The organism is Pseudomonadota bacterium (assembly GCA_027624955.1).
In the GTDB taxonomy this organism is placed as follows: Bacteria; Pseudomonadota; Alphaproteobacteria; order UBA828; family UBA828; genus PTKB01.
Map to the genome: position 1 here is coordinate 126,822 of JAQBTG010000001.1, position 25,872 is coordinate 152,693.

The window sequence follows — 25,872 nt, forward strand, 5'->3', positions numbered from 1 at the left end:
ATGGCGCCAGCTTTTCCGGAGCCCCGCGCCGCGCTCGTGACCGGCGCCGGACAGCGCATCGGCCGCGCTATCGCTATTGGCCTCGGCGCGGCCGGATGGTCGGTTGCGGTGCACTACCGCGATTCTGCAGATAATGCCGCGGAGACGGTGGAGCGGATCGAAGCCGGAGGTGGCAAAGCGCTGGCTCTCGCCGCCGACCTCAGCAATGAGCGCGAAACCATGGCCTTGGCGAGCGCCGCCGCCGGTGCGCTCGGGCCGCTCGGCTGCCTCGTGAACAATGCCTCGCTGTTCGAATATGACAATGCCGAAAGCGTCACACGTGAGAGCTGGGACGCGCATATGTCGGTAAATCTGCGGGCGCCGTTCCTCCTCGCCCAGGCCTTTGCTGCCGGCCTGCCGTCGGGCGCGGCCGGCGCGATTATTAACATCCTCGACCAACGGGTATGGAATCTGACCCCCCATTTCGTCTCCTATACGCTCAGCAAGTCGGGCCTCTGGACGTTGACCCAAACCCTGGCCCTGGGGCTCGCGCCGCATATCCGGGTGAACGCTATCGGTCCTGGCCCGGTTCTGCCGAGCGCCCGTCAAACCGCCGAGCAATTTCGCGCCCAGGCCGAGAAAACGCCGCTCGGTCATGGCGCCGAACCAGGAGAAATATCGGACGCCGTACTCTTTATCCTTGCCGCACCGGCGTTGACCGGGCAAATGATGGCGCTCGACGGCGGCCAGCATTTAGGTTGGAGCATGCCGTCCGATCGCAAGGTGGAGGAATAGCGCTGCCGTGAACGAACCGACCCCCCTGAGGCCGCTCTCCCGGACCGGCGCCGAGCCGTCCTATCGGCGCGTTTTCGTACGCGATCTGGTTTTACCCTGTGCGATCGGCGTCTATGCCCACGAACATGACGCGCCCCAGCGCGTACGCATCAATGTCGAGCTGATGGTGCGCGAGGAAGCGCGTAATCTGCAGGACCGTATCGAAAATGTGGTGAGCTACGAGCATATCGTCGAGGGCGTGCGCACGATCACCGGTGAGAGCCACGTCAATTTAGTGGAAACCCTAGCAGAACGCATCGCCGGCCTGTGCTTGGCGGATGAGCGTGTGGCGCGTGTGCGGGTCGGCGTCGAGAAGCTCGATATCTACCAAGAGGCAGTCAGCGTCGGCGTCGAAATCGAGCGCGTGCGGGGAGACCCTTAACCGGATTGACCGGCCTGGCGGATAATTCGCGGCGCTTAAGTATGGGCATTTGTGCACAACGCGAATTCACTGCGCGCTCACCATTTCGTGATCACGCACTTTCCCTGGCCTCGATAGCGGACCGAAAATTCCAAAATTAAGTTATTTGTTATCAATTATATAAGATGAGTTTGGACATCCGGACCCGATCCTCTTCAGCAGCACTTTGCGGCGGGTTCACGGATGATAAGAGATTCCTCGGGCACTTTCCAACAGACTTATCCACAAGCCGCCGTGCAGGATTCGGCACGTCGCCGCGCGGCGCTTGTTTCCACCGCGCCCCGCTGCAAACAGAAATCTTGATGCACATCATGGTGCAGAATCCGGGCGCGCCTAACATCGGCTGGAGAATGATTCGCCGCGCCGAGGGGAGTTCGCGCCATGGCATATAAGACAATTCTTGTTCATCTTGATGGCACAGAGTGTGACGACATGGCGCTTGGCCTCGCTTTGCAACTGGCCGCCCAGGAGCAGGCCCATCTGACGGCGCTTCAGGTCATTCATCCGTTTTCTCCCGGTCTTGGTGTGTTCGGCGACGCCGCCGCGGGCGTGATCGCCGAAATCGAGCGTAACTATCAGGACGCTGCGCGAGCCGCCGCGGACGCTTCGTTGCAAGCGGCCGAACAACGCGCACAAAAAGCCGGCGTTCCTTTCGAATTGCGCCTGGAAGTGGGCTTGGCGGGCGAGATCGTACCGGTTCACGCGCGCTATGCGGATCTGACAATCACAGGCCAGATCGATCCGGGCCGCGAGGATGCGCCGCGCCACCGTGGGCTGGCGATTCAGCTGGTGATGGATTCCGGCCGCCCGACACTGGTCGTTCCCTATGCCGGAAAGTTTGCCACCCTGGGCAAACGCATTCTGGTCGCTTGGAACGGAAGCCGTGAGGCCGCGCGCGCCGTACATGATGCGATGCCATTCCTAAGGCGAGCGGACTTGGTCTCGGTGTTGAGCATCAATCCGAGCCAGTCGGACCACATCGCTGGTTTCGATATTTCCAATCAAATTGCTCGGCACGGCGGCAAAGCAGAGGCGGTACGGATCGTATCCGGCGACGTATCGGTTGGCGATTTGCTGCTCTCTGAAGCGGCCGATTTGGACGCTGACATGATTGTCATGGGCGCTTATGGCCACTCGCGTCTGCGCGAGTTCATTCTGGGCGGCGCGTCGCGGCATATTCTCGAATGCATGACCGTTCCGGTCTTCATGTCGCACTGACAGGAGCTCTCAACGGCGCTCCGACGCATCTCCGGAGGCGACGGCATACATTTTGTGCGGTGTCCCTCCCAATTGACGCTAAATAGGGATTTGGCAGTGAATTCTGTTCACATCGTAATCGTAAAGCCGCCGATGTCTTGATTCCTAACTCGAGAAATCAAAGAATTTCTGAGAAATCGATAAATAGTTGATAAGGTCATTTATTTTCAATCTGTTACAGATATTGCACAAAAAATGTGCAGAGAGTATTAAGACATTGGATTGGCACGGAACCCTGTCATACATGAGCTTTCATACACATGGTTATCCACAGATTTAGGGGATAGCGCCGGATCGACTTGGCGGCGCCGGCCAAGTTTCCATCCCAACCAATTGAATAGATGGCGTTTGCCGGTCGGCAGGGGACTATCTTTGTGTTTGGTTAACGGCAAAACCTTGCCTGGTGCGAGTCTCGCTGGTCGGCTCGCGCGGCGGATTGGAATTTCCGGCGACGAACCGATATAGAGAACTGAGACAAGCACGGGTATTTCGCCGATGACAATTTCGCTCGCGGCAGGCCTTGAGACCTTGCGCAAGGCGGTCGCCATCATGCCGCAGAGCCCCGGCGTCTACCGCATGTTGGATGCGGCAGGCGACCCACTTTACGTGGGCAAGGCAAAGAATCTCAAGAAGCGCGTCACCAGTTACACCAATACGGCGGCGCTGTCCGTGCGGCTGCAACGCATGGTGGCTGGCACCGTCAGCGTCGAGGTCGTGACGACCAAAAGCGAGGTCGAGGCCTTGTTGCTTGAAAGCAATCTCATCAAGCGCCTCAAGCCGCACTACAACATCGTCCTCAGGGACGACAAATCCTTCCCCTATATCCTGATCACCGGCGGCCACCCCTATCCGCGCATCACCAAATATCGTGGCGCAAAAAAAGCGGCAGGAGAATATTTTGGTCCCTTCGCCTCAGCCGGTGCGGTCAATCAAACGGTCAACGCGCTGCATCGCGCCTTTCCGCTGCGCTCCTGTTCCGATTCGATATTCGCCAGCCGTACACGCCCCTGCCTGCAGCACCAGATCAAGCGTTGCGCTGCGCCCTGTGTCGGGCGTATCAGCGAGACCGCCTATGCCACTCTGGTTGATGAAGCGCGCGATTTCCTTTCCGGGCGCAGCCAGCACATTAAGTCGCGGCTGACCGAACGCATGACTGCGGCCAGCGACGCCCTCGAATTCGAGACCGCCGCCGCCTATCGAGACCGTATCCGGGCGCTTGCCCATATCCAGGCGCGACAGGGCATCAACTTGCACGGCCTGCAGGATGCTGACGTGGCGGCGGTGCATCAAAGCGGCGGGCAATCCTGCGTGCAGGTATTCTTCTTCCGGAGCGGTCAGAATTACGGCAATCGGGCCTATTATCCGCGCCACCAGAAAGAGATCGGCGCCGCCGAAGTGCTGGGTGCCTTCATCGGTCAATTCTATAGCAATCGTTCGGCACCGCCGCTGGTGCTGGTCAATCACGAAATCGAGGAACGCGAGCTGATCGAGGAGGCTTTATCGTTGAAGGCCCCGCGGCGCGTCCATATTCATCGCCCCATTCGCGGCGACAAGTCCAACATGGTCGTCGATGCCGAGAGAAATGCGCGCGAGGCATTAGCCCGGCGTTTCTCCGAAAGTGCGGCGCAGAGAAAAATGCTGGAAGGTTTGGCTGACAGGCTGGCGTTGGACGGCGTGCCTGAGCGCATTGAGGTTTATGACAACTCTCATATTTCGGGCACCGACGCGGTCGGTGCGATGATTGCCGCCGGGCCTGAAGGATTCCTAAAAAAGGCATATCGCAAGTTCAATATCCGTAGCGACGCGATCCCCGAGGCCGAAGGCGGCATCACCGCCGGCGATGATTACGGCATGATGCGCGAAGTGCTGTCGCGCCGCTTTTCGCGCCTGCTGAAGGAAGACCCCGAGCGCGCCCATGGCGTCTGGCCGGATCTGGTGCTGATCGACGGCGGCGCCGGGCAGCTCAGTGCCGCTTTGGAAATATTTGCCGAGCTCGACGTCGGCGATGTCGCCCTCGCAGCAGTCGCTAAGGGACCCGACAGAAACGCCGGACTGGAGCGTATCTTCCTGCCCGAGCGCCAGCCCATATCGTTGGAGCGGCGCGATCCGGTGCTCTATTTCATCCAGCGCCTGCGCGATGAAGCGCACCGTTTCGCCATCGGCACGCACCGCGCACGCCGTGCACGCAATGTGTCGCGCTCTCAGCTCGATGGCATTCAGGGCGTCGGCCCCAGCCGCAAGAAGGCACTGCTACACCATTTCGGCTCTTCGCGCGGGGTGTCGCAGGCGGGACTGTCCGATCTCGAGCAAGTGCACGGCATTTCAAGTGCGCTCGCGCGTTCGATCTTCGATCATTTCCACGCCGAGTCCTGAGCGTGATAGAGTTCCGGCGAGCCAAAGTCACACGATCATGACAAATTTGCCAAATCTCCTCACTGTGGGCCGGGTCGCCCTAATACCACCCTTTGTAGGCCTATTTTATGTGCCTGGCGAGGTCGCGGTATGGGCAGTATTTGCGCTCTTTATCGCCGCCGCAGTCAGCGATTTTTTCGATGGCTGGTTGGCGCGACGTTTCGGCCAGACTAGCGAATTCGGCCGTATCTTCGATCCCATCGCCGATAAGTTGATCGTCGCCGCCGCGCTGATCATGCTGGTCGCGTCCGAACGTGCGGCGGCCATTCCGGTGGTAGCGATTCTATGTCGCGAATTGCTGATATCGGGGGTGCGCGAAGGTTTGGCGGGGCGTGCCGCCCTGCCGGTCAGCCGTCTCGGAAAATGGAAAACCGCGGCCCAAATGGCGGCCATCGCGCTGCTGTTGATGGCGCCGGGCTTGGTATCGCTCAGCGCGCCGCTCCAATTGGCCGGCGAAGCGGCTCTCTGGCTCGCCGCGCTGTTGAGTTGGCTGAGCGCCATTTTATATTTTCGCGCCGTTCTGCGCCAAGGAACGACACCGATGCGGCCCAGCGCGTGAGGCGCGATATGCAGGTTTTCGGCATCGCCGGATGGAGCGGTAGCGGCAAGACGACGCTGCTGCGCCGATTGCTGCCCGAGCTCGCGGCGCGCGGCCTAGTGGTGGCGACAATGAAATACACCCACCACCAGTTCGATCTGTTCGCCCCCGGCCATGATGTCTCCGCATGGCGCGATGCCGGCGCGAATGAAGTATTATACGTCTCCGACCGGCGGTGGGCACTGGTGCATGAATTGCAGGGCGAGCCCGAGCCGTCGTTAGAAGAGTTGTATGAACAATTCTCGGATGTTGATCTGCTTCTGATCGAGGGTTTCAAACGCCATGACCACGCCAAGTTGGAGGTCTATCGGGCTGAAACGGGGTTGCCGTTGCTCGCCGCCGAAGATGATTGGGTGGTCGCCGTAGCGAGTGATAGCGGCAGGCCCGAGGGGCTGCTTGAGAAGGGTGATATCCTAGTATTGGATTTGAATGATATTCCGGCGATCGCCGATTTCGTCATGGCGCATTGCCAATTGATAAGGCGCCAACCGGATACTTACAAACTGCGGCATGAACCTGTGGAGCGGCGCTGATGGCGCAGTTAAGCGATGATTGTTTTGCTTTTGGCGGCGAGCTGATGCCGGCTACAGAGGCTTTGGCGCGCCTTGCCGAAACCACCGATACCGTCGCCACGCCGGAGGAAGTAAGCCTGCACCAAGCGCATGGCCGTATTTTGGCGCGCGATGTTCTTTCCGCCCGCGATGTGCCGCCGCATGACAATGCCGCGGTCGATGGCTGGGCGGTGTTCTTTGACGACCTCAACCCGGAGGGGGAAACCAGCCTGTCGTGGAGTGAGCGCATTCCCGCCGGCCGGCCGCTCGGCCATGCGGCGCGGCGCGGCGTTGCCTTGCGGGTCTTTACCGGCGCGCCGATGCCGGGCGGCGAAGATGGCGCGTCCGGCCCGGATACGGTGTTGATGCAGGAGGATTGCCGCGAAGTAGACGGCGTTGTGGTCATCCCGCCCGGCATCAAACTGGGCGCCAACCGACGCTTCGCTGGCGAGGATATCAAAAACGGCGCCGTCATCCTGTCTGCCGGGCGGCGCCTCAAACCACAGGATATAGGCCTCGCCGCTTCGGTCGGCCTTACCACCCTCTGGGTCTACCAGCCGCTCAAGGTCGCGGTTTTTTCGAGCGGCGATGAAGTATTCGAGCCCGGTGCGGCGCTGCCACCGGGCGGCATATATGATTCCAACCGCTTCATGGTCATCGCGCTATTGGAAACGCTGGGCTGCGATGTCGATGATCTCGGTATTCTTCCCGATCGACTCGCTGCGGTGCGCCAAGCGCTCGACAAGGCGTCCGGCTCGCATGATGTGCTGATCACGTCCGGCGGCGTATCGACTGGCGAGGAGGATCACATCAAGGCGGCGGTCGAGGCGCTCGGCAATCTGCATTTTTGGCGTCTCGCAATCCGCCCAGGCCGGCCAATCGCGCTCGGGCAAGTTGGCCGGGTACCGTTTGTCGGGCTGCCGGGCAATCCAGTGGCGGTATTGGTGACCTTTCTACGTTTCGCGCGGCCGCTTCTGCTTCGCCTCTCGGGCGCCGCGGAAGTCGAGCCGCATCACTACCCTGTGCGCGCAGATTTCGATTACAAAAAGAAGAAGGGCCGGCGCGAATGGCTGCGCGCGCGCCTGCGCACGCTTGACGATGGCAGCCTGGCGGCGGAGAAATACGATCGGGGTGGCGCTGGAATCCTGTCTTCTGCGGTGTTCGCCGACGGGCTAATCGAATTGCCCGAAGATGTGACCCAGGTGGAACGCGGCATGACAGTAGATTTTCTGCCGTTCAACGAAATGATGCGCTGAGGACATGCCGTGAAATTGCTCTATTTTGCCTGGCTCAAACAGAAGATCGGCCTCGGTGAGGAGGACGTTTCCCTGCCCGAAGATATCGCCACGATTGCTGGGCTCGTCGAGTGGCTTAAAACCCGCGGCCCCGGCTACAGTGAGGCGCTGGCCGATCTTTCCGCGGTGCGCTTTGCCGTCAATCAGGATTTCGCCAAGCTGGACCATCCACTCGCCGAGGGCGATGAAGTCGCGTTCTTCCCCCCCGTAACGGGCGGTTGAGGGTAAGCGATGATCCGCGTACAGCGCGAAGATTTCGATGTCGGCGCTGAGATGGCGGCGATGAGCGGAAAAAATGTCGGCGCCCTCGCGTCGTTCACCGGCTTGGTGCGGGGATCGGATGGCGGTGCCGCCATCGGCGCCATGACGCTTGAGCATTACCCCGGCATGACCGAGAAAAAGTTGGCCGAAATTGAGGCCGAAGCGCGCCAGCGCTGGCCGCTTGAAGACTGCCTGGTCATTCACCGTTACGGCCGACTTGAGCCCGGCGAGCGCATCGTTCTGGTGATCACCGCATCCTCGCACCGCAAGGCGGCCCTGGAATCCTGCGCTTTTCTCATCGATTGGCTAAAAACCAGCGCGCCGTTCTGGAAGTTGGAGGAGCGCGATGCCGGCGAAGAGTGGGTCGAGGCGTGTGCCTCGGACGATCAGGCCGCGCAAAAATGGACGGCAACCGAGAAATAGTCCACGCCGTCGGCGCGGCTCAGCCGTCTTTGCGCACTTCCGCGTCGTAATCTGCCATCAATTGACGGGTGATTGGCCCAACCTGGTAATTATGCTGGTCGATTTCGCCGACCGCCGTGACCTCGGCGGCGGTGCCGGTGAGGAATACTTCGTCTGTATGGGCGAGTTCTTCCGGCATGATCACGCGTTCCACCACCTCATAGCCGCGCTTGCGCGCGAGGTCCATGACGGTGCGGCGCGTAATGCCGTCGAGAAAACAGTCAGGCGTCGGCGTGTGCAGCACGCCATTTTGGGCGAGGAAGATATTGGCGCCAGTGGCTTCAGCGATTTGCCCGCGCCAATCCAGCATCAAGGCGTCATCATAGCCTTCGGGCTCGACCGCATGGCGGGATAGCGTGCAGATCATGTAGAGCCCCGCCGCTTTTGCTTTGACCGGTGCGGTATCGGGCGAGGGGCGGCGCCATTTCGAAGTCTTCATGCGGATGCCGCGCTCACGCTTCTCGTCGCCGAACAGATTTGGCCAGGGCCAAGTGGCGATCGCCACATGGGTCTTGGCTACTTGCGCTGAGACGCCCATCATCTCGGCGCCGCGCCATGCCACCGGGCGGATATAGCCGTCGACGATGCCCTGTGCAGATATTACCTCGTTGCAGGCGGCATTGATCTGGTCCGCCGTAAAGGGAATTGTCATGTCGAGCAGTGACGCTGATTCGAACAGCCGCTCAGTATGTTCCTGCAATTTAAAGATGCGTCGCGAATAGGCACGCTCGCCCTCGAACACGCAGCTGGCATAGTGCAACGCATGGCTGAGCACGTGGAGATTGGCGTCACGCCATGGCACCATTTTGCCGTCAAGCCATATCACGCCGTCCCGGTCGTCAAAAGGTATCATGTCGGCCATTTGCGCTCGTTCTCCCGCTCCAAACCGCCTTGCCCCGTCGAAAAGCGGTTGCGTTCTCTATCACCACACTGCATATAAGTCAACATGACTGACTTAAAATCGGGGCCCAACCCCCTTTTCCTTCGTCACGACCAGCTCCACCAGGGAATCGAGCTGCTGTTTTACGCCTATCGCGATTTTACGGCGGAATGCGATGCCATCCTGGCGACCTATGGGTTTGGCAGAGCGCATCACCGAGTGATCTATTTTGTCGCCCGCAGCCCAGCGATTTCAGTGGCCGAGTTGCTGGCCATTCTGCGTATCACCAAACAAAGCCTGTCGCGCGTTCTCAGCCAATTGGTCAAAGAAGGTTTCGTTTCGGTGCAGAAGGCGCAGGCCGACAGACGGCGGCGTTTATTGCAGCTCACCGACAAGGGGTTGGAATTGGAACGTCGCCTGTCGGAAGTTCAGCGCGCCCGTATTGGTGCAGCTTACCGTTCCGCCGGCGGCGACGCCGTGGAAGGTTACCGCAAGGTGTTGCTCGGCATCATCGATAAGGCTGATCGCCAGCGCTTCGAGGATTAGCGCTCCTCCTGCCACGAGCGCTTTGCCCAATCGGGGCGTCGTTGGCATATACTAGCATTATGAACCAGGATCAGGCGCGCCAGAGATCGCATTCGGCGCCGGCGCTCGACGCCGATGCGCCGCATATCATGGTGGTCGATGACGACGACCGTTTGCGCAAACTGCTCAGACGCTATCTCAGCGAGAATGGCTATCGCGTCACCACGGCGCAGACCGCGGCAGAGGCTGAATCGAAGCTGCGCGGCCTCGCATTCGACCTTCTGGTAGTCGACGTGATGATGCCGGGCGAGAGCGGTGTGGAGTTGACCCGCCGTCTGCGCGAGCGCCTCTCGGTGCCGATCCTGTTGCTCACCGCAATGGGTGAGGCAGAGGACCGCATCTCTGGGCTGGAGAGCGGCGCCGATGATTATTTGACCAAACCCTTCGAGCCGCGCGAGTTGTTGCTGCGTATTGCGACGATCTTGCGCCGTACCCGGGCGGTGCCGCCGCCCGCTATCGAGACACCCGTGAGCATTGGCGGCTTTGAATTTCATCCGGCGCGCGCCGAGTTGGCGCGCGATGGCGAGAGTGTGCGTCTAACCCATACCGAGTCCCAATTGCTGACGCTGTTCGTGAGCCAGCTCGGCGTCACTTTCAGCCGCGAGCAGCTGTGCCGGCATTGCGGCATCGACGCTGGCGGCCGCGCGATCGATGTGCAAATTGCCCGTCTCCGTCGCAAGATCGAATCGGATCCGAGCGCGCCACGCCATCTCCTGACGGTATGGGGCGAGGGTTACACCTTGCGCCCGCTCTAGAAATTCGCCATGGCGGCCGCTCATGTAAGTTTGCTGAGACGCCTCACGCCCAAGGGCTTGTTCTGGCGCTCCCTGTTAATCCTGTTGATCCCCTTGGTGCTGCTGCAAGGCGTGGTCGCCTACATCTTTTTCGAACGCCATTGGGATACGGTCAGCCGGCGGCTGGCCTTGGGTCTGACCGGCGACATCATCTACGTCATGCGGACCATACAGAAATATCCCGAAGATGAGTTTCGTGAATGGACGCTGCGCGCGGCCTATCGCGAAATGCAAATAAATGCCGTCTTCCAACCGGGCGTCAAATTGCCTGCGGCGGCGCCCAAGCTAAGCAGAAATGCGGATCGCATGCTGCAACATGCGCTGTCCGAGCGGCTCGTTATACCTTTTCACATCGATACACGGCGGGACGACGACAACATCTCGGTCCGCATCGAATTGCAGGAAGGCGTGTTAAACATCCTCACGCCGCGTAAACGCATGTTCTCCACCACAATTTATATTTTCGTGTTGTGGATGGTCGGCACGGCACTGGTGGTCACTGCAATCGCGATTTTTTTCCTGCGCAACCAAATTCAGCCGATCCGGCGCCTGGCGGCGGCGGCGGAGGCGTTTGGCAAGGGCCGCACCGAGGTTGAGTTCAAGCCCGCCGGCGCGACCGAAGTTCGCCAAGCCGCGGCGGCGTTCATCGATATGCGCGGGCGCATCGCGCGCCATATCGATCAGCGAACGGAAATGCTGGCCGGTGTCTCTCACGATCTCAGGACACCGCTCACTCGCATCAAGCTGCAGCTCGCAATGCTGGGCGAGACCCTGCCGGAGGCGCGGGCCGACGTGTTGGAGGTTGAAGCCGACATCGCCGAAATGGAGAAAATGATCGACGAATATTTGGCGTTTACGCGTGGTCAGGGTGCCGAGGCGCCGGTGCCTGTCGATCTTTCGGCGCTGATTGGCGAAGTCGCCGAGGGCGCGCGGCGGAACGGCGCCGCGTTGACGCTTGATGCTGGGCGGGCGCTGACCCTGCCTCTCCGGCCGAACGCCATCAAGCGCTGTCTGACCAATTTGGTGGATAATGCGGTGCGCTATGGCGAGCATACTCACGTCAAGGCGCGCCTCACAGGGGGCAGTGTTGAGGTGACCGTCGAGGATGACGGCCCGGGAATTCCTCCTGAAAGCATCGATGATGTATTCAAGCCATTCTTCCGCCTAGATGATTCGCGCAGTCCCAATTACGCCGGGGCCGGTCTTGGTCTCGCCATCGCGCGCGATGTCGCGCGCGGCCATGGCGGCGATATCACTTTGGAGGCAGCAAGCTCGGGCGGCCTACGCGCAGTGCTGCGCTTACCCGTCTAGTACAGACGCGCGCCGTTAGAAACCGGACGCTCCGCCGCAATCAACACGACCTCGCCGGTTGCTCCGGGAAAGCCAAGCACCAGGACCTCCGACATGAAAGTGCCAATTTGTTTGGGCGGAAAATTGACTACGGCGGCAATTTGCCTGCCAACCAGGTCTTCGCATCGGTAATTTTCAGTTACTTGCGCCGATGTCTTGCGTTCGCCGATATTGGGGCCGAAATCGATCCATAATTTGTAGGCCGGGACGCGCGCCTCGTTATAGGGCTCGGCGCGCAGGATTGTGCCGGCGCGAATATCGACCTTGAGAAAATTCTCGAATGAAAGCGGCGTCTCAGCCAGCGCCGGCCTCTACGGGTCCGGAGGGCTCGTCTGTACCGGTTTCGCTGTCCGGCGATTCGGACGCGCGGCGTCCGCGCCGGCGCAGAAATCCTAACAGCCGATCCGCCCGGTTTAGCTGTCGGTCGAGAGATGCCATGGTGCGCGACATGTCCTCGCTGTCATCGTTGAACCAAGTTCGCAACACAGCGAGATAGATCAGCGCCAAACCCTTGATGCGAAGCTGCCCGCGCACGCCTGAATAAGGAATATTCGCGGCCTCCATCATCCAGCGCATCGAGCGGTATAGGCTCAACGGCCCGCGCGCCAGTGTTTCCACATCCGACGTCGACGCCCGTAAGATCGAGCGCACAGCCGCCTTGTGCGGATTCATTGCATCGAAGCGCTTCATCAACACGTCGAACAGCCGCTCCCGGCTCGATTTATCGGCTAATTCCGGGTCGATATCGTTCAGCACGGCTTCATCCACACGTGTCGTATAGGCTGCGACAATCGCTGTCTTCGAGGGATAGGTGCCGTGTAAGGCGGCCAAAGAGAGACCGGCTGCCGCGGCTATATCGTTCAGGCTCGTCTGCGCCCAGCCCTTGATAGCCGCCAATTCGAGCGCATTGTCGACGATCAGGCGGGGATAATCCGTTTTCCTGGGCATCTCGTCGGTACCGCCATTATTTCTGGGTTGTCGTAGCTGCTCGTCATTATGTAGGCACACCTCTGGCGCGGGTCAATTCGTCGAATGCGATTTATCCCGCGAGCGCCTTCGAGCGGTCGGTTGCGGCCAGGACAGCGCGCTTCATCAGGCGGCCAAGGCCGTCCTCGGCCATCAACACCTCCAGCGCCGCAGCCGTGGTGCCGCCCGGGCTGGTGACGTTGACCCGCAGTTGGTCCGGCGCGTCCTCGGAACGGCTAGCTAATTCGCCGGCGCCGCGCACTGTCGCGCGCGCCAGACGCATGGCGAGATCGGCGCTAAGCCCTGCTTCCATCCCGGCGGCGGCGAGCGTTTCGATCAATAGGAAGACATAAGCGGGGCCGCTGCCCGAGACCGCCGTGACCGGGTCCATCAGACCCTCTTCAGAGACCCAGGCTACCTCGCCGACGGCTTCGAGCAACTTCTGGCAGCGGGCTTTTTGGCCGTCGCTGGTTCGCCCATTGGCGCAGGCGACCGTTATGCCGAGGCCGATCGCCGCGGGCGTATTCGGCATGGCGCGAACCACTGGTACAGCGCCGAGATGAGTTTCGAATAGCGATATCGTGCAGCCCGCAGCGATTGAGAGAAAAACCGTCTCGCCGCCGGCAAGCCGCATATAGTTCGGCACGACATCGTTCATGATTTGCGGTTTGACCGCGAAGATGACCGTCTCTGCCGCGCCCGGCAGTTCGGCCGCCGCCGCAACGATCTTTACGCCGAGCCCCGCTAAACGCTTGGCCGCGCTGGCTTCCGGCTCGACAACACAAATTTCTGCCGCGTTGACGCCGCTTTCAAGCCAGCCTGTGAGCAGCGCACTGCCCATTTTGCCGCCGCCGGCCAACACGATGCCGCGGGACGGTATCGCCGGCATCAGGCTTCGCCGGCGGTCTCGAAGAGGGCGGCATCGAGCGCATCGCGGGGCGATTTGCCGGCCCAAATGACGTGCTGGAAGGCCGGGTAAAAACGATTGCATTCCTGCAAGGCGATGCCCAGCATATCTTCAATCTGCCCTTCCGTCGGATGTGGCGCGCCTCTGAAAATGAAAGTATGGCGCCACGTTGGCCGTTTCTCATCCTGCCGGAGGTCGAAATGGCCGAGCCACATATGCTCATTGATCAGCGCCAGCAGGCCGTGGATATCCACCAGCCGCTCGTCGGGTACCTTCATGTCATAGCCGCAACGGAATTCTAGCGCATCAACGTCGGAGCTATAGGCGAACCACATCTCGTAGGCGCACCAGGGGCCGGCATAGTGCGCTGCAAGCAATTCCTCTTCGTTGAAGCGCTCGAAGGGAATATCCGCAGCGCCCGCCACCCGCTCGACAATGTCGAGCGGATTGTTGTCGAGAAAATCTACCGAACTTAGGATTGTCGACATGTGCGTGTCCGTTTGGCGGTTCTCAATAATTCACGACCGCGCGGTCACACTCACCAGTAATCTATATATTGTGGTACGTGGCCGCACGTGCCCAAATTGTATTGTGTCATACAATAGGCTGTGTAGAGGCCAAATTAAAGCGCAAAATCTAGTAGGTTCGGTCGAACTATCCGCTTTCCTCGGCGAGCCGTGAAGGATGGCTATTTTGCGCCATTTTTCGCTTTCAACGCCTGCTCCAATTGCTCGACACGAAGGTTAAGCGCTTCCTGCTCTGCGCGCGCTTTCGCCGCCATTTCCTTGACCGCGTCAAATTCATCGCGGCTGACCATGTCCATGCCGTCCAATATTTTTTCGAACTGGCGTCTCAGAAGAGTTTCGAATTCGCCTTTGACGCCGCCAGCGGCGCCCATAGCGGTGCCGGCGACCCGCGCTAAATCGTCCAGTATTCGGTTATTCGTCTGCATTTCGTACTCCATGCGGCGGGATTCACTTATAATACAGCCTGTTGGCGGTAGCGCCTGTATAATTCACCTTCAGCGCGCCTTGCCGGTGGCGTGGCAGGAGCAATATAAGGTGCGGTCGACCGCACTGTCCGCAACCTTGGCGAAAAAAAGCGAATGATATTAGTGACAGGCGGCGCCGGATTCATCGGCTCAAATCTAGTCGCAGGACTGGAGGAGAGCGGCGCTGGCCCGATCGCCGTATGCGATAGGACTGACGCCGGCGATGGCGGGCGCAATACCGCCAAGCGTCAACTCGCAGCATATGTCGAGCCCGAGGCGCTGTTCTCTTTTTTGGAAGCGCATCGCAGCGAAATGCGGGCGGTCTTCCATATGGGCGCCACGTCATCGACGATGGAAACCGATGCCGGCCTGTTCGCGCGCAACAATTACCGCCTCAGCCTGGATTTGTGGCACTGGTGCGCGGGCGCAGATGTACGTTTTATCTATGCCTCCTCGGCGGCAACCTATGGCGATGGCGCGATGGGCTTCGACGATGACGGCTCTGTCCGCGCGTTGGCGGTGCTGCGTCCCCTCAATCTCTATGGCCGCAGCAAGCATCTGTTTGACCGGCGCGTGGCCGCGCTGATTGCCAGTGGCGCGGAGCGGCCGCCGCAATGGGCGGGGCTCAAGTTTTTCAACGTGTTCGGGCCCAACGAATATCACAAAGGCAATCAGAAAAGCGTCGTCGCCACCGCTTATCCCGCTGCCGCTCAGGGGCAGCCGGTGCGTCTGTTTAAATCGTATCACTCCAATTACGCCGATGGCGGGCAGCTGCGCGATTTCATCTGGGTTGGAGATTGTGTGGCCGTCATGCTGTGGTTGCTGGCACATGAAGAGGTAAATGGTCTCTTTAATGTTGGGACCGGCCAGGCGCGCAGTTTTGATGATTTGGCGAAAGCCCTGTTCGGCGCGCTGGAACGTGAACCCGAGATTGAATATATCGACATGCCGGAAGCTATTCGCGAGCGCTATCAATATTTTACCGAGGCACGCATGGCGCGATTGCACGCCGCCGGGTATGCGCAGCCCTTCACCTCTCTGGAGGACGGTGTCAGCAGCTATGTGTGCGATTACCTAAACCAAAAGGACCCTTACCGATGAGCTTCGCGCTGGCGTTTCCCAATTTGGACCCGGTCATCGTCAGTTTCGGCCCGGTCGCAATCCGCTGGTACGCTCTGGCTTACGTGCTCGGGCTGGTGATTGGCTGGCGCTACATCCGCTATCTCGTCAAGGGAACCGTGCCGGGGCTCGATCGTCGCGCCGTCGATGATTTCCTGGTGTGGTGTACGATCGGTGTCATCGTTGGCGGGCGTCTTGGCTATGTCATCTTCTATCAACCGAGCTATTTCATCGCCCATCCTGGGCAAATACCGGTCGTCTGGCAGGGCGGCATGTCCTTTCATGGCGGCATGTTGGGCGTGATCGGCGCGCTGTTTCTCTTTGCCCGGATGCGGAAACTAAATGTGCTTTCAGTGGCTGACGCCGCCGCCTGCGCCGTTCCCATCGGGCTTTTCTTTGGGCGCATCGCTAATTTTGTTAACGGCGAGCTTTACGGCCGGCCGAGCGACGTGTCCTGGGCGATGGTGTTCCCCGGCGGCGGCCCGGCGGCGCGCCATCCCAGCCAACTTTATGAGGCCTTTCTCGAAGGGCTGGTCGTGTTCACCGTTCTGGCGCTGTCGGCTTTTGTGTTGCGCGCCGGCCAGCGCCCGGGCCTGCTCACCGGAATATTCCTGATCGGTTATGGCCTGTCGCGCATCGTGGTCGAACTGTTCCGCGAGCCAGATATATTCCTCGGATATATCCTTGGCGGCATCACCATGGGCCAAATCTTGTCGCTGCCGATGTTGGCGATCGGGCACTATTTGGCGCTCCGCACAAGGCCGTGGCGGCCGCTGGCAGCGGGGGGCTGAGCCCTGACTCCACTCGCGAAGCGCCTCAAGCAGATAATCTCCGAGAGCGGGCCGATAACGATGTCGCGGTACATGGAGATATGCCTGAGCGATCCGGAGCATGGCTACTACCGTCGCCGCGAGCCGATTGGCGCCGCCGGAGATTTTATCACTGCGCCTGAAGTGAGCCAGATGTTCGGCGAATTGATCGGCCTTTGGTGTGCCGTTACTTGGCGCCAGATGGGCGCGCCGAGCCGCATCAATCTGGTCGAACTCGGGCCGGGCCGCGGCTCCTTGATGCAGGATGCGCTGCGCGCCGTCCGTGCCGAGCCGGAGTTTTGCCGGGCTTTCTCGCTCCATCTCGTCGAAACCGGCGACCGCCTCCGCGACGCGCAGCGCCAACGCCTGGTCGGCGCCCCGGCAGCATGGCATTTGTCGCTCGACACTGTTCCGCCCGGTCCGCTGTTGCTGATCGCCAATGAATTTTTTGATGCCCTGCCTGTTCATCAATATGAAATGACCGCCGAGGGTTGGCGCGAACGTCTTGTGACGTTCCGCGATGGAGCCTGCCGTTTGCAATTGGCGGCGCTACCTTGCGCGTTGAACAGGCTGGGAAAATCCGGTGACGTGTTCGAACAGGCGCCAGCGCGCAACACTTACATGGCCGATATCGCGGCGCGCCTGGAACGTTATGGCGGCGCCGCGCTGATTATCGACTACGGTCATGGCGAGAGCGCCAATGGCGATACATTGCAGGCGGTACGCGCCCACCGGGCACAATCGATATTCGCCGAGCCGGGTCTCGCCGATTTGACCTCGCATGTGGATTTCGAGGCGCTCGGTCGTGCCGCGTCGGGGGTTTCGTTGCACGGACCGGTACGCCAGTGCGAATTCCTGCAACGGCTTGGCATCGAGGCGCGGGCCGCCACGTTGCAGCGCTCGGCCACCCCAGAACAGGGGCATGAAATCGCCACGGCGCTGCACCGATTGCTCGACACGCGGCAAATGGGAGATTTGTTCAAGGTCCTGGCGGTAACCCAAACGGATGCTCCTGTGCCTGCCGGTCTAGAGCGCTCGGCGGCCGCACTTCGCGTGTCGCCTGGTGGTACCGGCACATGGTGAGTGCACTCGAACATGACGCGCTGGCGGCGTCTGGTGCCGTACGACATGGGTTTTTTACGCGCGCCGGCGGCGTCAGCAGCGGTCTTTATGCGTCGCTTAATTGCGGCTATGGCTCGAACGACGATCCCGAGGCGGTGCGCGAAAACAGGGCGCGGGCGGCGACGGCGTTCGGATTCTCTGCCGGTGATCTCTGTACTCCCTATCAGATACATAGCGATCAGGTGGTGGCGGTTGAAAAGGCGTGGTCACATGCTGATGCGCCGCGCGCAGACGCATTGGTCAGCAATAGGCCTGGCGTCGTGCTCGGCATTTTGACTGCCGATTGCGCCCCGGTCCTGCTGGCAGATAGCGACCACCGCGTAATCGGCGCGCTGCACGCCGGGTGGCGCGGCGCGCTTGGCGGCATTCTCGAGGCCGGTGTCGCCGCGATGTGCCGGCTGGGCGCGCACGCCGCCACGATCCACGCCGTGATCGGCCCCACCATCGGCCCCGAATCCTATGAAGTCGGGCCAGGTTTTCCGGCGCCGTTTTTGGCGCAACACCCCGGCGCGCACGAATTTTTTCGCCCCGCCGCACGCGATGGGCATTATCTGTTCGACTTGCCCGGCTATGTGGCGCGCCGCCTCAGCGCCCTCAGTCTCGGCGAAGTCGCTCAGCTAAAGCGCGATACCTATGCCGAGGATGCGCAATTTTTTAGCTATCGGCGCAACAGCCAGCACGGCGAGAGCGATTATGGCCGCCTTCTTGCGGCGATCGCGCTGGCGGACTGACGCGCATGCCGCACATGATCCTGTTTAGTGCTTTTCTCTTCATCGGGCTCATGGCGGGCTGTGTGTTCATGTAACCGCTGCCATTTATGAAGCGTTCTGCTCAATTATTGACGATCCTGCTGTGCGCTGTTGTGCTCGCCGCCTGCGGCGACTTGCCACGACCGTTTCAGCCGGTTGATAAGGCATCACCGGAAGCCCTGGAAGAGGCTTTCGGCCCGCGCGCTGGGGTGTTCGTCGAGCCGATTCCGGGGATGCCGGAGGCTGATTCGGCGCGCTTGTCCGGAGATTTGGTGCTGGCGTTGCGGGCGCTCGACGTGGCGGCCGGGCGGCACGCCAGTAACCGCGCCAGTTACCGTATTTCGGCCGAGCCCGGTACAGCTGGGGCGATGCGTTGGTCACTTGCTGAGCCAAGCGGCAAAGTAATTTTCCGCTTCGACGACCACGGAGACGCCGACCGTGCTGCGATCGTGGCCCAGAGCTTCGCTGCAATTCTCAATCCGGCCCCGCCAGCGCCGGCCAGCGCTGGACTAAGCCTGGCCGTACAGCCTGTTGACGGAGCGCCCGGCGACGGCCGCCAGGCACTGACCCAAGCTATGCGTCAGGCGTTGGTCCAGTCCGGGTTCATATCCGCCGAATCGCTTGAGAACGCGTCCTTCATCGTGCTCGGCAGCGTCTATGTTGCGGAAGCGCCCGATTCGCACCTTCATCAATCGATCACCGTCGATTGGGCGGTCCTTACCGCGGATGGCGTGCGCATTGGCACGGTCAGTCAGAGCAATGTCTTGCCACTGGGCGCGCTCGATGGAGGGTGGGGCGAAATTGCGCGGGTTGTGGCCGAAAATGGCGCGCAGGGGATTGTTGCCATGTTGGCGCGCGTCGGCGCGCTCGAATAAGTCGGCAAGAGAGCGTAAATTATTGCCGCCAAGGGCGTTTACAGTACCAAACCGTCTTGATACATTCCGCCGCGCCGATTGGGCAACTCCATGCGTAAATTTTTAAAGAACCGTCGGCCACATGAAGATCGACCGGACCGTGGCCGTTAGTGGAGAGTAATATCAATGAAGCTCCTCGCCGGAAATAGTAACCGGCCTCTCGCCGAAGCGATTGCCGCTTCGCTCAATATTCCGTTGACCAAAGCCACTGTCCGGCGCTTTTCGGACAATGAGATTTTCGTCGAGATACACGAGAATGTGCGCGGCGAGGATGTCTTTGTCATTCAATCGACCTCGTCGCCGGCCAACGACAATATGATGGAGTTGCTGGTCTGCCTGGACGCGCTCAAACGCTCTTCGGCACGGCGCATCACCGCAGTATTGCCATATTTCGGATATGCCAGGCAGGACCGTAAATCGGCGCCGCGGACGCCGATCTCGGCCAAGCTTGTAGCAAACCTTATTACTGCCGCGGGCGCCAACCGGGTGCTCACCCTCGATCTGCATGCTGGACAGATTCAAGGCTTTTTCGATATTCCGGTTGATAATCTCTATGCCGCCGGGGAAATAATTAGCGATATCGAGCGTAATTTCCCGAATGGGAATTTGATGGTCGTCTCGCCTGATGTCGGCGGTGTCGTGCGGGCGCGGGCGATCGCAAGTCGGCTCGAAGCGGATCTCGCCATCGTTGACAAGCGGCGAGAAAAAGCCGGCGTGTCGGAAGTGATGAATATCATCGGCGATGTCGAAGGGCGGCAATGCATATTGGTCGATGATATCGTCGATTCGGCGGGGACTTTGTGCAACGCCGCCGCCGCTTTAAAAGAGGCCGGCGCCAGCGAAGTTCATGCCTATGTGAGCCATGCCGTTTTGTCCGGTGGCGCGGTGGCGCGGGTATCCACCTCTGACCTCAAATCCCTTGTGGTGACCGATACGATCGCTATGACCGAGGCCATGCGGGTTTCGGAAAGCATCAAGATTTTATCCATTGCGAAACTCATGGCGGAAGCAATCCGGCGAATTAGTGCGGAAAGCTCCGTCTCAAGCCTGTTCAATTGAGCGTCCCTCCTGTTGGCGGGAGGCGCAGAACAGCGAACGTGTAAGGAAAAGACAATGAGTGATATTAGTTCGATCAGCGCCAAGGCGCGTGAATTGACCGGCAAGGGTCCGGCGCGGAGATTGCGCGTCGATGGCCGCATGCCCGCCATCGTTTATGGCGGCGTGGGAGAACCGGTGCAGCTGTCCCTGAATCTCGCCGAGTTCGGCAAGGAATTTCGCCGCCCCGGGTTTTTTACCCGTCTCTTTGATCTCAATGTCGATGACGATACCTTGCGCGTCCTGCCGCGTGATGTGCAGCTTCATCCGGTGACGGATGCGCCGCTGCATGCGGATTTTCTGCGTTATGTAAAAGGTGCCCAGATCGCCGTGTTCGTCGGCGTCAGGTTCGAGGGACAGGAAGAGTGTGAGGGTCTGAAACGCGGCGGCGTGATCAACATCGTGCGCCATGAGATCGAGCTTCTGTGCCCGGTCGAATCCATTCCGGATACCCTCGTCGCCGATATCTCTGCCCTCCAAATTGGCGATAGCCTGCATATCAGCGCTATCGAACTGCCGGAAGGCGTCACGACGACCATTACCGACCGCGATTTTACCGTCGCCACTATCGCCGCGCCGACAGTCCATGTGGAAGAAGAGGTGGGCGAAGGTGAAGAGGATGAAGAAGGCGTAGAGGGCGCAGAAGGCGCGGCGGCCGAAGAAGGCGGTGGCGGCGAAGCACAAAAGGATGATTCGGAGGGCTCGGACTCCTAGCCGCGGGGCGTCCAGTCCGCGTACGGACGGCGTAAAATATTATGTATGTTTTTGCCGGGCTCGGAAATCCGGGCGCCCGATATGCCAAAAACAGACACAATATCGGTTATCTGGTGGCCGACGAGATTGCTCGCCGCTATGGCTTCGTTGGCTTTCGCAGCCGCAGCCGTCTGTCCGCGGATATCTCCGAAGGCCGCGTCGGTGATGCCCGTGTCGTGCTCGTCAAAGCAACCACATTCATGAATGAATCCGGGCAGGCGCTTGGCGCCATTTTGCGCTATTACAAAATCGAACCGTCCGAACTATTCGTTTTCTATGACGAGCTGGATCTCGCTCCCGGCAAGCTGCGCGTGAAATTCGGCGGCGGCAGCGCCGGTCACAACGGCATCAAAAGTCTGGGCGCCCATATTGGCGCGGATTATTGGCGGGTGCGAATGGGCATCGGCCATCCTGGTGACAAGGACCAGGTGTCGGACTACGTGCTGAGCGATTTTTCCAAGGCTGACAGAGAATGGGTGACGAAGCTGGTCGATGCGACCGCGCAATCGGCGCCGCTTTTGCTGCTTGATGACAAGAATGATTTCATGACCCGCGTCGCATTATTGGCGCCGCCACCACGCCCGGTGCAACACGAAACTAGCAAAGAAGAAGAGCGTCAAGATGGGATTTAGATGCGGCATCGTCGGCCTGCCCAATGTCGGCAAATCGACCTTGTTTAACGCCCTCACCAGCGCGGCGTTGGCGGATACTGGAAATTATCCTTTTTGTACGGTGGAGCCCAATGTCGGACGCGTGCCGGTGCCGGATCGAGAGCTTGAAACCATTGCCGGCATCGCCAAATCGGCGCGTATCGTTGCCACCATGCTTGAGGTGGTAGATATCGCAGGTCTGGTGCGTGGCGCCAGTGGGGGCGAGGGGCTGGGCAATAAATTTCTTGCGCAAATCCGCGAAGTTGACGCCATCCTCCATATGGTGCGCTGCTTCGAGGACGATCAAATCAGTCATGTAGAAGGTCTGATCGATCCACTTCGCGACATAGAATTGATCGAAACCGAGTTGATGCTGGCCGATCTAGAGAGTCTTGAGCGCCAACTAGACGGCGTGATCAAGCGCGCCCGCGGGGCCGACAAAGAAGCCAAGGCGCTGCAACCGCTCATCGAAAGGGCGTTGGAAGTTCTGCGCAACGGGAAGCCCGTACGCACCGTCGATCTGACCGAAGATGAGCACCAGTTGCTGAAGATGCTGCATTTGTTGACCGCCAAACCTGTGCTCTATGTCTGCAATGTGGACGAGCCGCACGCGCGTGACGGCAATGCTCTGAGCGACGCGGTGGCTCAGCGGGCGGCGGGTGAGGGCGCGGAGGCTGTTGTGGTTTCGGCCGCCATCGAATCAGAAATTGCGGCACTCGGCGACGCCGAAGAAAAACGTGCTTTTCTCGAGGATCTCGGTCTCGAAACCGCGGGTCTGGAGCGCGTCATCCATGCTGGCCACCACCTGCTTGGACTGATCCGGTTCCTGACCGCTGGGCCGAAGGAAGCACGTGCCTGGACTCTGCGCAAGGGTGCGACCGCTCGCGAGGCGGCAGGCAATATTCACAGTGACATGGCCCGCGGGTTCATCTGCGCTGAAACGATCTCCTTTGAAGATTTCGTTGCCAGCGGCGGTGAGATCGGGGCGAAATCGACCGGCAAGATGCGCCAAGAGGGGGCCGACTATACGGTCAAGGATGGCGACGTGATCCTGTTTCGCTTCAACGTATGAAATCTGCTATTGAGCTGTGAAGCGCCAGTAAAGGGAGATGCCAGGATGGGACAACATATTGTTTTGACTGCGGACGACGGTCACAGCTTGGACGCCTATCGCGCTGCGCCGGATGGCGCGGCCAAAGCCGGGCTGCTGGTGATTCAGGAAATTTTCGGCGTCAACATACATATTCGGGAGCTGTGCGATGCTTTCGCGGCGGACGGTTATCTCGCCATCGCACCGGCTATGTTCGACCGTACGCAGCGTCGGGTCGATTTGGGTTATACCGCCGAGACCGTCGCCGCGGGCCGCGCGCTAAAGGATGGCGCCGGCTGGGACCATCCCATAGCCGATATGCGGGCGGGGCTGGTCGCATTGCGCGAGGCCGTTGGGGCGGCTGGAAAAGTCGGTGTGGTCGGCTATTGCTGGGGCGGCTCGCTCGCTTGGCTCGCCGCTTGCCGCCTTGAGAGCGATTGCGCGGTCGGCTATTACGGCGGCCAGATTGGACAGTTCCTGGAGGAGCAGCCGCGCTCACCGACGATTCTGCATTTCGGAAGCGAGGATGCCGGCATTCCGATGCCGACGGTCGAGGGCATCCGAAGCGCCCATCCGGAAGTGGATATTCACATCTATGAGGGCGCCGGTCATGGTTTCAACTGCGACCAGCGCGCCGATTATAATCCGGCGGCATTCGCCTTGGCGCGCGAGCGCACAATGGCACATTTTGCCGCGCATCTGGGCTAAGCGGCGATGACCGATGAAGTTCGCCCGGTGCGCCTGGGCGTTATCGGCGGCAGTGGTCTCTATCAGATCGATGGGCTCAAGGATGCCGAATGGGTCAGCGTCGCCTCGCCGTTCGGCGAGCCATCCGATCAAGTTCTGCTCGGCAACCTCGAGGGCCTGGACGTCGCCTTTCTACCGCGCCATGGGCGCGGCCACCGCATCCCGCCCGGCGAGATCAACTTCCGCGCCAATATCGATGTGCTCAAGCGCTGCGGCGTCACGGATATCGTCTCGCTGAGCGCGGTCGGCTCGTTGCGCGAAGATTTGGCGCCGGGTGATTTCGTCGTTGTCGACCAGTTCATCGACCGCACCTTCGCCCGCGTCAAAAGCTTTTTTGGCGCTGGGCTCGTCGCCCATGTATCCATGGCGCACCCGGTTTGCGGCCGTATCGGCGCGAATCTCATGCAGGCGTCGGCGAAAATATCCGGCATCCGTGCCGTGCGGGGCGGGACTTATATCGTCATGGAGGGGCCGCAGTTCTCCTCCCTGGCCGAATCCGAGCTTTACCGCAGCTGGGGTTGCGACGTGATCGGCATGACCAACATGCCCGAGGCCAAACTCGCGCGCGAGGCCGAGATTTGTTACGCCACCGTGGCCATGGTCACGGATTATGATTGCTGGCACGAAGATCATGACAATGTGTCGGTGGAGGCGGTGATCCAAGTGGTCGGCGAAAATGCCGCCCATGCGCGCGCCCTGGTCACCGCTCTGGCGGCCGGTATCGATCCGCAGCGGGCGGCCTGTGGCGACGGCTGCGACCGGGCGTTGGACAATGCGGTCATGACCGCGCCGGATGCGCGCGATGCGGCGCTGGTCACCAAGCTCGATGCCGTGGCCGGGCGGGTGTTGACGTCCTAGCCGGAACGATCGAATTGGCGTCGTGCGTAACGGCGCGGCGCAATGCTCGGCGGCCCCGCCATAAAGTTCTTGAAAATCAGGGCAACAGATTCTATATTTCGAAACATGTCGAATTATCAAACTAATGACGCTGAAGAGCTGGCCGAACTGTTCAAGGCTCTGTCCAACCCGCACCGCTTGAAGATTTTTGTCAATTTGGCGCGCTGTTGCCGGCCCGGACAGGCGTGCGCGCCGAACATGCGCGCCTGCGTTGGCGAGTTGGGCGACGGCCTGGAGTTGGCGCCCTCGACGGTGTCGCATCACCTGAAAGAGCTGCGCCGTGCCGGGCTCATCCATATGAAGCGGGCCGGGCAGCATGTCGAATGCTGGGCCGATCCGGAAGCGCTAGCGCGCCTCGGCGATTTCTTTAGTTTCGCCGGCGGCGACGTGCCGCCGCAGCTCGCGGCGTTTGCTGCGGCACAGAAATTGACCAAGGGAGAACAAAAATGACCAACCTCAAATCAAACGACGAAATCCGCAATTCCGTTCGCACCGCCTATGCCGCGGTTGCCGAGACTGCGAGTGACTGCTGTGGCCCCAGTTCGAGCCCCGGCACCAGCACCAGCCCCAGTGCCAACTCTGGCCCGGGCGCCGCGGCGCGCCTCTCCTGTTGCCCGGTGCCCGGCGAGAGTGCGCCGACCGACGGCCGCGTGCTCGGCTATGGTGAAGATGAGCTGGCGGCGGTGCCCGAAGGCAGCAATCTTGGCCTCGGCTGCGGCAATCCGACCGCTATCGCCGAGTTGGCCGAGGGCGAAACCGTTTTGGATCTAGGCTCTGGTGCTGGCTTCGATTGTTTCCTCGCGGCGACCAAAGTCGGCCCGTCGGGCCGAGTCATCGGCGTCGATATGACTCCGGAAATGCTGCAAAAGGCGCGTGCCAACGCGCAAAAATCAGGTGCGCAAAATGTCGAGTTTCGGCTCGGCGAGATTGAGCATCTGCCGCTCGCCGACGCCTCGGTCGATGTAATTATTTCCAACTGCGTCATCAATCTCGCGCCCGATAAGAACGCGGTCTTCCGCGATGCCTATCGCGTGCTGCGTCCCGGCGGGCGGATGTGTATTTCCGATATTGTTGCCACCGAAGAATTGCCTGACGATTTGAAAAACGACATGGGCATGGTTTCGAGCTGCATCGGCGGCGCGGTTCATGTCGATGCGCTGGTGGCCGGATTGACAGCTGCCGGGTTCGATGTCCCCACGATCGACGTCAATGAGCAGAGCCGGGAATTCATCGCCGATTGGGCGCCCGGCCGCGGCATCGAAACCTACATCGCCTCCGCCACCATCCGCGCGGTTAAGCGCTGAGGGCAAGCGCTAGCTTTTCAGACAGCTCCGGCAGAACGCGTTGCGTAAAGCGCGGCGCGTTCTGAAAGCGCGACCGCACG

The 25,872-nt window shown here is 60.5% G+C and carries 31 protein-coding genes; 25 read left to right on the forward strand and 6 right to left on the reverse strand.

Annotated features, from left to right (window positions below; all coding sequences use genetic code 11):
- From O3A94_00625 to O3A94_00665, 9 genes are all read left to right on the forward strand, one after another.
- Entirely contained in the window at positions 1-774 is a 774-nt protein-coding gene (locus O3A94_00625; GenBank protein ID MDA1354752.1) for an SDR family oxidoreductase, read from the forward strand.
- A gap of 7 nt (positions 775-781) precedes the next feature.
- Entirely contained in the window at positions 782-1,195 is a 414-nt protein-coding gene (gene folB / locus O3A94_00630; GenBank protein MDA1354753.1) for a dihydroneopterin aldolase, read from the forward strand.
- Positions 1,196-1,615: 420 nt separating this feature from the next.
- Positions 1,616-2,452 (forward strand): universal stress protein, encoded by an 837-nt coding sequence (locus O3A94_00635; protein ID MDA1354754.1) that lies wholly within the window; start codon positions 1,616-1,618, stop codon positions 2,450-2,452.
- Between the two features lie 534 nt (positions 2,453-2,986).
- Complete coding sequence (gene uvrC / locus O3A94_00640) at positions 2,987-4,864, forward strand: excinuclease ABC subunit UvrC (protein MDA1354755.1); 1,878 nt, start codon at positions 2,987-2,989, stop codon at positions 4,862-4,864.
- A 37-nt stretch (positions 4,865-4,901) separates the two neighbouring features.
- A complete protein-coding gene (gene pgsA, locus O3A94_00645) occupies positions 4,902-5,462 on the forward strand; it encodes a CDP-diacylglycerol--glycerol-3-phosphate 3-phosphatidyltransferase (GenBank protein ID MDA1354756.1) in 561 nt (186 codons plus the stop codon).
- An 8-nt stretch (positions 5,463-5,470) separates the two neighbouring features.
- Positions 5,471-6,034, forward strand: a complete 564-nt coding sequence (gene mobB / locus O3A94_00650) for a molybdopterin-guanine dinucleotide biosynthesis protein B (GenBank protein ID MDA1354757.1) — start codon at positions 5,471-5,473, stop codon at positions 6,032-6,034.
- Positions 6,034-7,308: a molybdopterin molybdotransferase MoeA gene (locus tag O3A94_00655; protein MDA1354758.1), complete on the forward strand. Its 1,275-nt coding sequence runs from the start codon at positions 6,034-6,036 to the stop codon at positions 7,306-7,308. Before mobB ends, O3A94_00655 begins: the two co-directional genes overlap by 1 nt.
- Before the next feature lie 9 nt (positions 7,309-7,317).
- On the forward strand, positions 7,318-7,569 hold the full coding sequence (gene moaD / locus O3A94_00660; protein ID MDA1354759.1) for a molybdopterin converting factor subunit 1: 252 nt from the start codon (positions 7,318-7,320) through the stop codon (positions 7,567-7,569).
- 9 nt (positions 7,570-7,578) lie between these two features.
- Positions 7,579-8,031 carry a molybdenum cofactor biosynthesis protein MoaE gene (locus O3A94_00665; protein ID MDA1354760.1) on the forward strand — a complete coding sequence of 151 codons (453 nt, stop codon included), beginning with the start codon at positions 7,579-7,581 and terminating at the stop codon, positions 8,029-8,031.
- 19 nt (positions 8,032-8,050) lie between these two features.
- Here O3A94_00665 and O3A94_00670 read toward each other — a convergent pair whose 3' ends face one another.
- A complete protein-coding gene (locus O3A94_00670) occupies positions 8,051-8,932 on the reverse strand; it encodes a branched-chain amino acid aminotransferase (GenBank protein ID MDA1354761.1) in 882 nt (293 codons plus the stop codon).
- Between the two features lie 84 nt (positions 8,933-9,016).
- On the opposite strand from O3A94_00670, the gene O3A94_00675 reads away from it, so the two are divergent.
- The 3 genes from O3A94_00675 to O3A94_00685 are packed head-to-tail and all read left to right on the forward strand — an operon-like array spanning position 9,017 to position 11,640.
- The gene (locus O3A94_00675) at positions 9,017-9,496 is read left to right on the forward strand and encodes a MarR family transcriptional regulator (protein ID MDA1354762.1); all 480 of its coding nucleotides are present in this window, start codon (positions 9,017-9,019) and stop codon (positions 9,494-9,496) included.
- Positions 9,497-9,555: 59 nt separating this feature from the next.
- Positions 9,556-10,290 carry a response regulator transcription factor gene (locus O3A94_00680; protein ID MDA1354763.1) on the forward strand — a complete coding sequence of 245 codons (735 nt, stop codon included), beginning with the start codon at positions 9,556-9,558 and terminating at the stop codon, positions 10,288-10,290.
- A gap of 9 nt (positions 10,291-10,299) precedes the next feature.
- A complete protein-coding gene (locus O3A94_00685) occupies positions 10,300-11,640 on the forward strand; it encodes an ATP-binding protein (GenBank protein ID MDA1354764.1) in 1,341 nt (446 codons plus the stop codon).
- Here the strand turns inward: O3A94_00685 and O3A94_00690 are convergent.
- The 5 genes from O3A94_00690 to O3A94_00710 all read right to left on the reverse strand — a co-directional run bounded on the left by O3A94_00690 (position 11,637) and on the right by O3A94_00710 (position 14,504).
- The gene (locus tag O3A94_00690; GenBank protein ID MDA1354765.1) at positions 11,637-11,981 is read right to left on the reverse strand and encodes a tRNA-binding protein; all 345 of its coding nucleotides are present in this window, start codon (positions 11,979-11,981) and stop codon (positions 11,637-11,639) included. The two genes, O3A94_00685 and O3A94_00690, sit on opposite strands and share 4 nt — an antisense overlap.
- Positions 11,974-12,627 carry a TetR family transcriptional regulator gene (locus O3A94_00695; GenBank protein ID MDA1354766.1) on the reverse strand — a complete coding sequence of 218 codons (654 nt, stop codon included), beginning with the start codon at positions 12,625-12,627 and terminating at the stop codon, positions 11,974-11,976. The genes O3A94_00690 and O3A94_00695 overlap by 8 nt, the downstream gene beginning before the upstream one ends.
- 91 nt (positions 12,628-12,718) lie before the next feature.
- Complete coding sequence (gene proC, locus O3A94_00700; GenBank protein MDA1354767.1) at positions 12,719-13,534, reverse strand: pyrroline-5-carboxylate reductase; 816 nt, start codon at positions 13,532-13,534, stop codon at positions 12,719-12,721.
- The gene (locus O3A94_00705) at positions 13,534-14,040 is read right to left on the reverse strand and encodes a YbjN domain-containing protein (GenBank protein ID MDA1354768.1); all 507 of its coding nucleotides are present in this window, start codon (positions 14,038-14,040) and stop codon (positions 13,534-13,536) included. Before O3A94_00705 ends, proC begins: the two co-directional genes overlap by 1 nt.
- A 200-nt stretch (positions 14,041-14,240) precedes the next feature.
- Complete coding sequence (locus O3A94_00710) at positions 14,241-14,504, reverse strand: accessory factor UbiK family protein (GenBank protein MDA1354769.1); 264 nt, start codon at positions 14,502-14,504, stop codon at positions 14,241-14,243.
- A gap of 153 nt (positions 14,505-14,657) precedes the next feature.
- On the opposite strand from O3A94_00710, the gene rfaD reads away from it, so the two are divergent.
- The 13 genes from rfaD (at position 14,658) to O3A94_00775 (ending at position 25,792) form a co-directional block, all read left to right on the forward strand.
- Positions 14,658-15,644, forward strand: coding sequence for an ADP-glyceromanno-heptose 6-epimerase (rfaD, locus tag O3A94_00715; protein ID MDA1354770.1), 987 nt, complete (start codon positions 14,658-14,660; stop codon positions 15,642-15,644).
- On the forward strand, positions 15,641-16,453 hold the full coding sequence (lgt, locus tag O3A94_00720) for a prolipoprotein diacylglyceryl transferase (protein ID MDA1354771.1): 813 nt from the start codon (positions 15,641-15,643) through the stop codon (positions 16,451-16,453). The genes rfaD and lgt overlap by 4 nt, the downstream gene beginning before the upstream one ends.
- A gap of 60 nt (positions 16,454-16,513) precedes the next feature.
- Positions 16,514-17,554 (forward strand): SAM-dependent methyltransferase, encoded by a 1,041-nt coding sequence (locus O3A94_00725; protein ID MDA1354772.1) that lies wholly within the window; start codon positions 16,514-16,516, stop codon positions 17,552-17,554.
- Positions 17,548-18,324 carry a peptidoglycan editing factor PgeF gene (pgeF, locus tag O3A94_00730; GenBank protein ID MDA1354773.1) on the forward strand — a complete coding sequence of 259 codons (777 nt, stop codon included), beginning with the start codon at positions 17,548-17,550 and terminating at the stop codon, positions 18,322-18,324. The genes O3A94_00725 and pgeF overlap by 7 nt, the downstream gene beginning before the upstream one ends.
- 86 nt (positions 18,325-18,410) lie before the next feature.
- Positions 18,411-19,217, forward strand: coding sequence for a hypothetical protein (locus O3A94_00735; protein MDA1354774.1), 807 nt, complete (start codon positions 18,411-18,413; stop codon positions 19,215-19,217).
- 165 nt (positions 19,218-19,382) lie between these two features.
- Positions 19,383-20,315, forward strand: coding sequence for a ribose-phosphate pyrophosphokinase (locus tag O3A94_00740; GenBank protein MDA1354775.1), 933 nt, complete (start codon positions 19,383-19,385; stop codon positions 20,313-20,315).
- A gap of 54 nt (positions 20,316-20,369) precedes the next feature.
- Entirely contained in the window at positions 20,370-21,065 is a 696-nt protein-coding gene (locus O3A94_00745) for a 50S ribosomal protein L25/general stress protein Ctc (protein ID MDA1354776.1), read from the forward strand.
- 41 nt (positions 21,066-21,106) lie between these two features.
- On the forward strand, positions 21,107-21,736 hold the full coding sequence (gene pth, locus O3A94_00750) for an aminoacyl-tRNA hydrolase (protein ID MDA1354777.1): 630 nt from the start codon (positions 21,107-21,109) through the stop codon (positions 21,734-21,736).
- Positions 21,726-22,826 (forward strand): redox-regulated ATPase YchF, encoded by a 1,101-nt coding sequence (gene ychF, locus O3A94_00755; protein MDA1354778.1) that lies wholly within the window; start codon positions 21,726-21,728, stop codon positions 22,824-22,826. Before pth ends, ychF begins: the two co-directional genes overlap by 11 nt.
- A gap of 45 nt (positions 22,827-22,871) precedes the next feature.
- Positions 22,872-23,552: a dienelactone hydrolase family protein gene (locus O3A94_00760; protein MDA1354779.1), complete on the forward strand. Its 681-nt coding sequence runs from the start codon at positions 22,872-22,874 to the stop codon at positions 23,550-23,552.
- A 6-nt stretch (positions 23,553-23,558) separates the two neighbouring features.
- Positions 23,559-24,449 (forward strand): S-methyl-5'-thioadenosine phosphorylase, encoded by an 891-nt coding sequence (locus tag O3A94_00765; GenBank protein ID MDA1354780.1) that lies wholly within the window; start codon positions 23,559-23,561, stop codon positions 24,447-24,449.
- Between the two features lie 105 nt (positions 24,450-24,554).
- Positions 24,555-24,938, forward strand: coding sequence for a metalloregulator ArsR/SmtB family transcription factor (locus tag O3A94_00770; GenBank protein ID MDA1354781.1), 384 nt, complete (start codon positions 24,555-24,557; stop codon positions 24,936-24,938).
- Positions 24,935-25,792 carry an arsenite methyltransferase gene (locus tag O3A94_00775; GenBank protein MDA1354782.1) on the forward strand — a complete coding sequence of 286 codons (858 nt, stop codon included), beginning with the start codon at positions 24,935-24,937 and terminating at the stop codon, positions 25,790-25,792. Before O3A94_00770 ends, O3A94_00775 begins: the two co-directional genes overlap by 4 nt.
- Positions 25,793-25,872 lie beyond the last annotated feature (80 nt).

What these genes read in the sequence shown, in the direction of transcription:
- O3A94_00625 (MDA1354752.1), top strand. Translation starts at nt 1, where the DNA reads ATGGCGCCAGCTTTTCCGGAGCCCCGCGCCGCGCTCGTGACCGGCGCC.
- O3A94_00635 (MDA1354754.1), top strand. Translation starts at nt 1,616, where the DNA reads ATGGCATATAAGACAATTCTTGTTCATCTTGATGGCACAGAGTGTGAC.
- uvrC (MDA1354755.1), top strand. Translation starts at nt 2,987, where the DNA reads ATGACAATTTCGCTCGCGGCAGGCCTTGAGACCTTGCGCAAGGCGGTC.
- pgsA (MDA1354756.1), top strand. Translation starts at nt 4,902, where the DNA reads ATGACAAATTTGCCAAATCTCCTCACTGTGGGCCGGGTCGCCCTAATA.
- mobB (MDA1354757.1), top strand. Translation starts at nt 5,471, where the DNA reads ATGCAGGTTTTCGGCATCGCCGGATGGAGCGGTAGCGGCAAGACGACG.
- O3A94_00655 (MDA1354758.1), top strand. Translation starts at nt 6,034, where the DNA reads ATGGCGCAGTTAAGCGATGATTGTTTTGCTTTTGGCGGCGAGCTGATG.
- O3A94_00665 (MDA1354760.1), top strand. Translation starts at nt 7,579, where the DNA reads ATGATCCGCGTACAGCGCGAAGATTTCGATGTCGGCGCTGAGATGGCG.
- O3A94_00670 (MDA1354761.1), bottom strand. Translation starts at nt 8,932, where the DNA reads ATGGCCGACATGATACCTTTTGACGACCGGGACGGCGTGATATGGCTT.
- O3A94_00675 (MDA1354762.1), top strand. Translation starts at nt 9,017, where the DNA reads ATGACTGACTTAAAATCGGGGCCCAACCCCCTTTTCCTTCGTCACGAC.
- O3A94_00680 (MDA1354763.1), top strand. Translation starts at nt 9,556, where the DNA reads ATGAACCAGGATCAGGCGCGCCAGAGATCGCATTCGGCGCCGGCGCTC.
- O3A94_00685 (MDA1354764.1), top strand. Translation starts at nt 10,300, where the DNA reads ATGGCGGCCGCTCATGTAAGTTTGCTGAGACGCCTCACGCCCAAGGGC.
- O3A94_00695 (MDA1354766.1), bottom strand. Translation starts at nt 12,627, where the DNA reads ATGCCCAGGAAAACGGATTATCCCCGCCTGATCGTCGACAATGCGCTC.
- proC (MDA1354767.1), bottom strand. Translation starts at nt 13,534, where the DNA reads ATGCCGGCGATACCGTCCCGCGGCATCGTGTTGGCCGGCGGCGGCAAA.
- O3A94_00705 (MDA1354768.1), bottom strand. Translation starts at nt 14,040, where the DNA reads ATGTCGACAATCCTAAGTTCGGTAGATTTTCTCGACAACAATCCGCTC.
- O3A94_00710 (MDA1354769.1), bottom strand. Translation starts at nt 14,504, where the DNA reads ATGCAGACGAATAACCGAATACTGGACGATTTAGCGCGGGTCGCCGGC.
- rfaD (MDA1354770.1), top strand. Translation starts at nt 14,658, where the DNA reads ATGATATTAGTGACAGGCGGCGCCGGATTCATCGGCTCAAATCTAGTC.
- lgt (MDA1354771.1), top strand. Translation starts at nt 15,641, where the DNA reads ATGAGCTTCGCGCTGGCGTTTCCCAATTTGGACCCGGTCATCGTCAGT.
- O3A94_00725 (MDA1354772.1), top strand. Translation starts at nt 16,514, where the DNA reads ATGTCGCGGTACATGGAGATATGCCTGAGCGATCCGGAGCATGGCTAC.
- pgeF (MDA1354773.1), top strand. Translation starts at nt 17,548, where the DNA reads ATGGTGAGTGCACTCGAACATGACGCGCTGGCGGCGTCTGGTGCCGTA.
- O3A94_00735 (MDA1354774.1), top strand. Translation starts at nt 18,411, where the DNA reads ATGAAGCGTTCTGCTCAATTATTGACGATCCTGCTGTGCGCTGTTGTG.
- O3A94_00740 (MDA1354775.1), top strand. Translation starts at nt 19,383, where the DNA reads ATGAAGCTCCTCGCCGGAAATAGTAACCGGCCTCTCGCCGAAGCGATT.
- O3A94_00745 (MDA1354776.1), top strand. Translation starts at nt 20,370, where the DNA reads ATGAGTGATATTAGTTCGATCAGCGCCAAGGCGCGTGAATTGACCGGC.
- pth (MDA1354777.1), top strand. Translation starts at nt 21,107, where the DNA reads ATGTATGTTTTTGCCGGGCTCGGAAATCCGGGCGCCCGATATGCCAAA.
- ychF (MDA1354778.1), top strand. Translation starts at nt 21,726, where the DNA reads ATGGGATTTAGATGCGGCATCGTCGGCCTGCCCAATGTCGGCAAATCG.
- O3A94_00760 (MDA1354779.1), top strand. Translation starts at nt 22,872, where the DNA reads ATGGGACAACATATTGTTTTGACTGCGGACGACGGTCACAGCTTGGAC.
- O3A94_00765 (MDA1354780.1), top strand. Translation starts at nt 23,559, where the DNA reads ATGACCGATGAAGTTCGCCCGGTGCGCCTGGGCGTTATCGGCGGCAGT.
- O3A94_00770 (MDA1354781.1), top strand. Translation starts at nt 24,555, where the DNA reads ATGTCGAATTATCAAACTAATGACGCTGAAGAGCTGGCCGAACTGTTC.
- O3A94_00775 (MDA1354782.1), top strand. Translation starts at nt 24,935, where the DNA reads ATGACCAACCTCAAATCAAACGACGAAATCCGCAATTCCGTTCGCACC.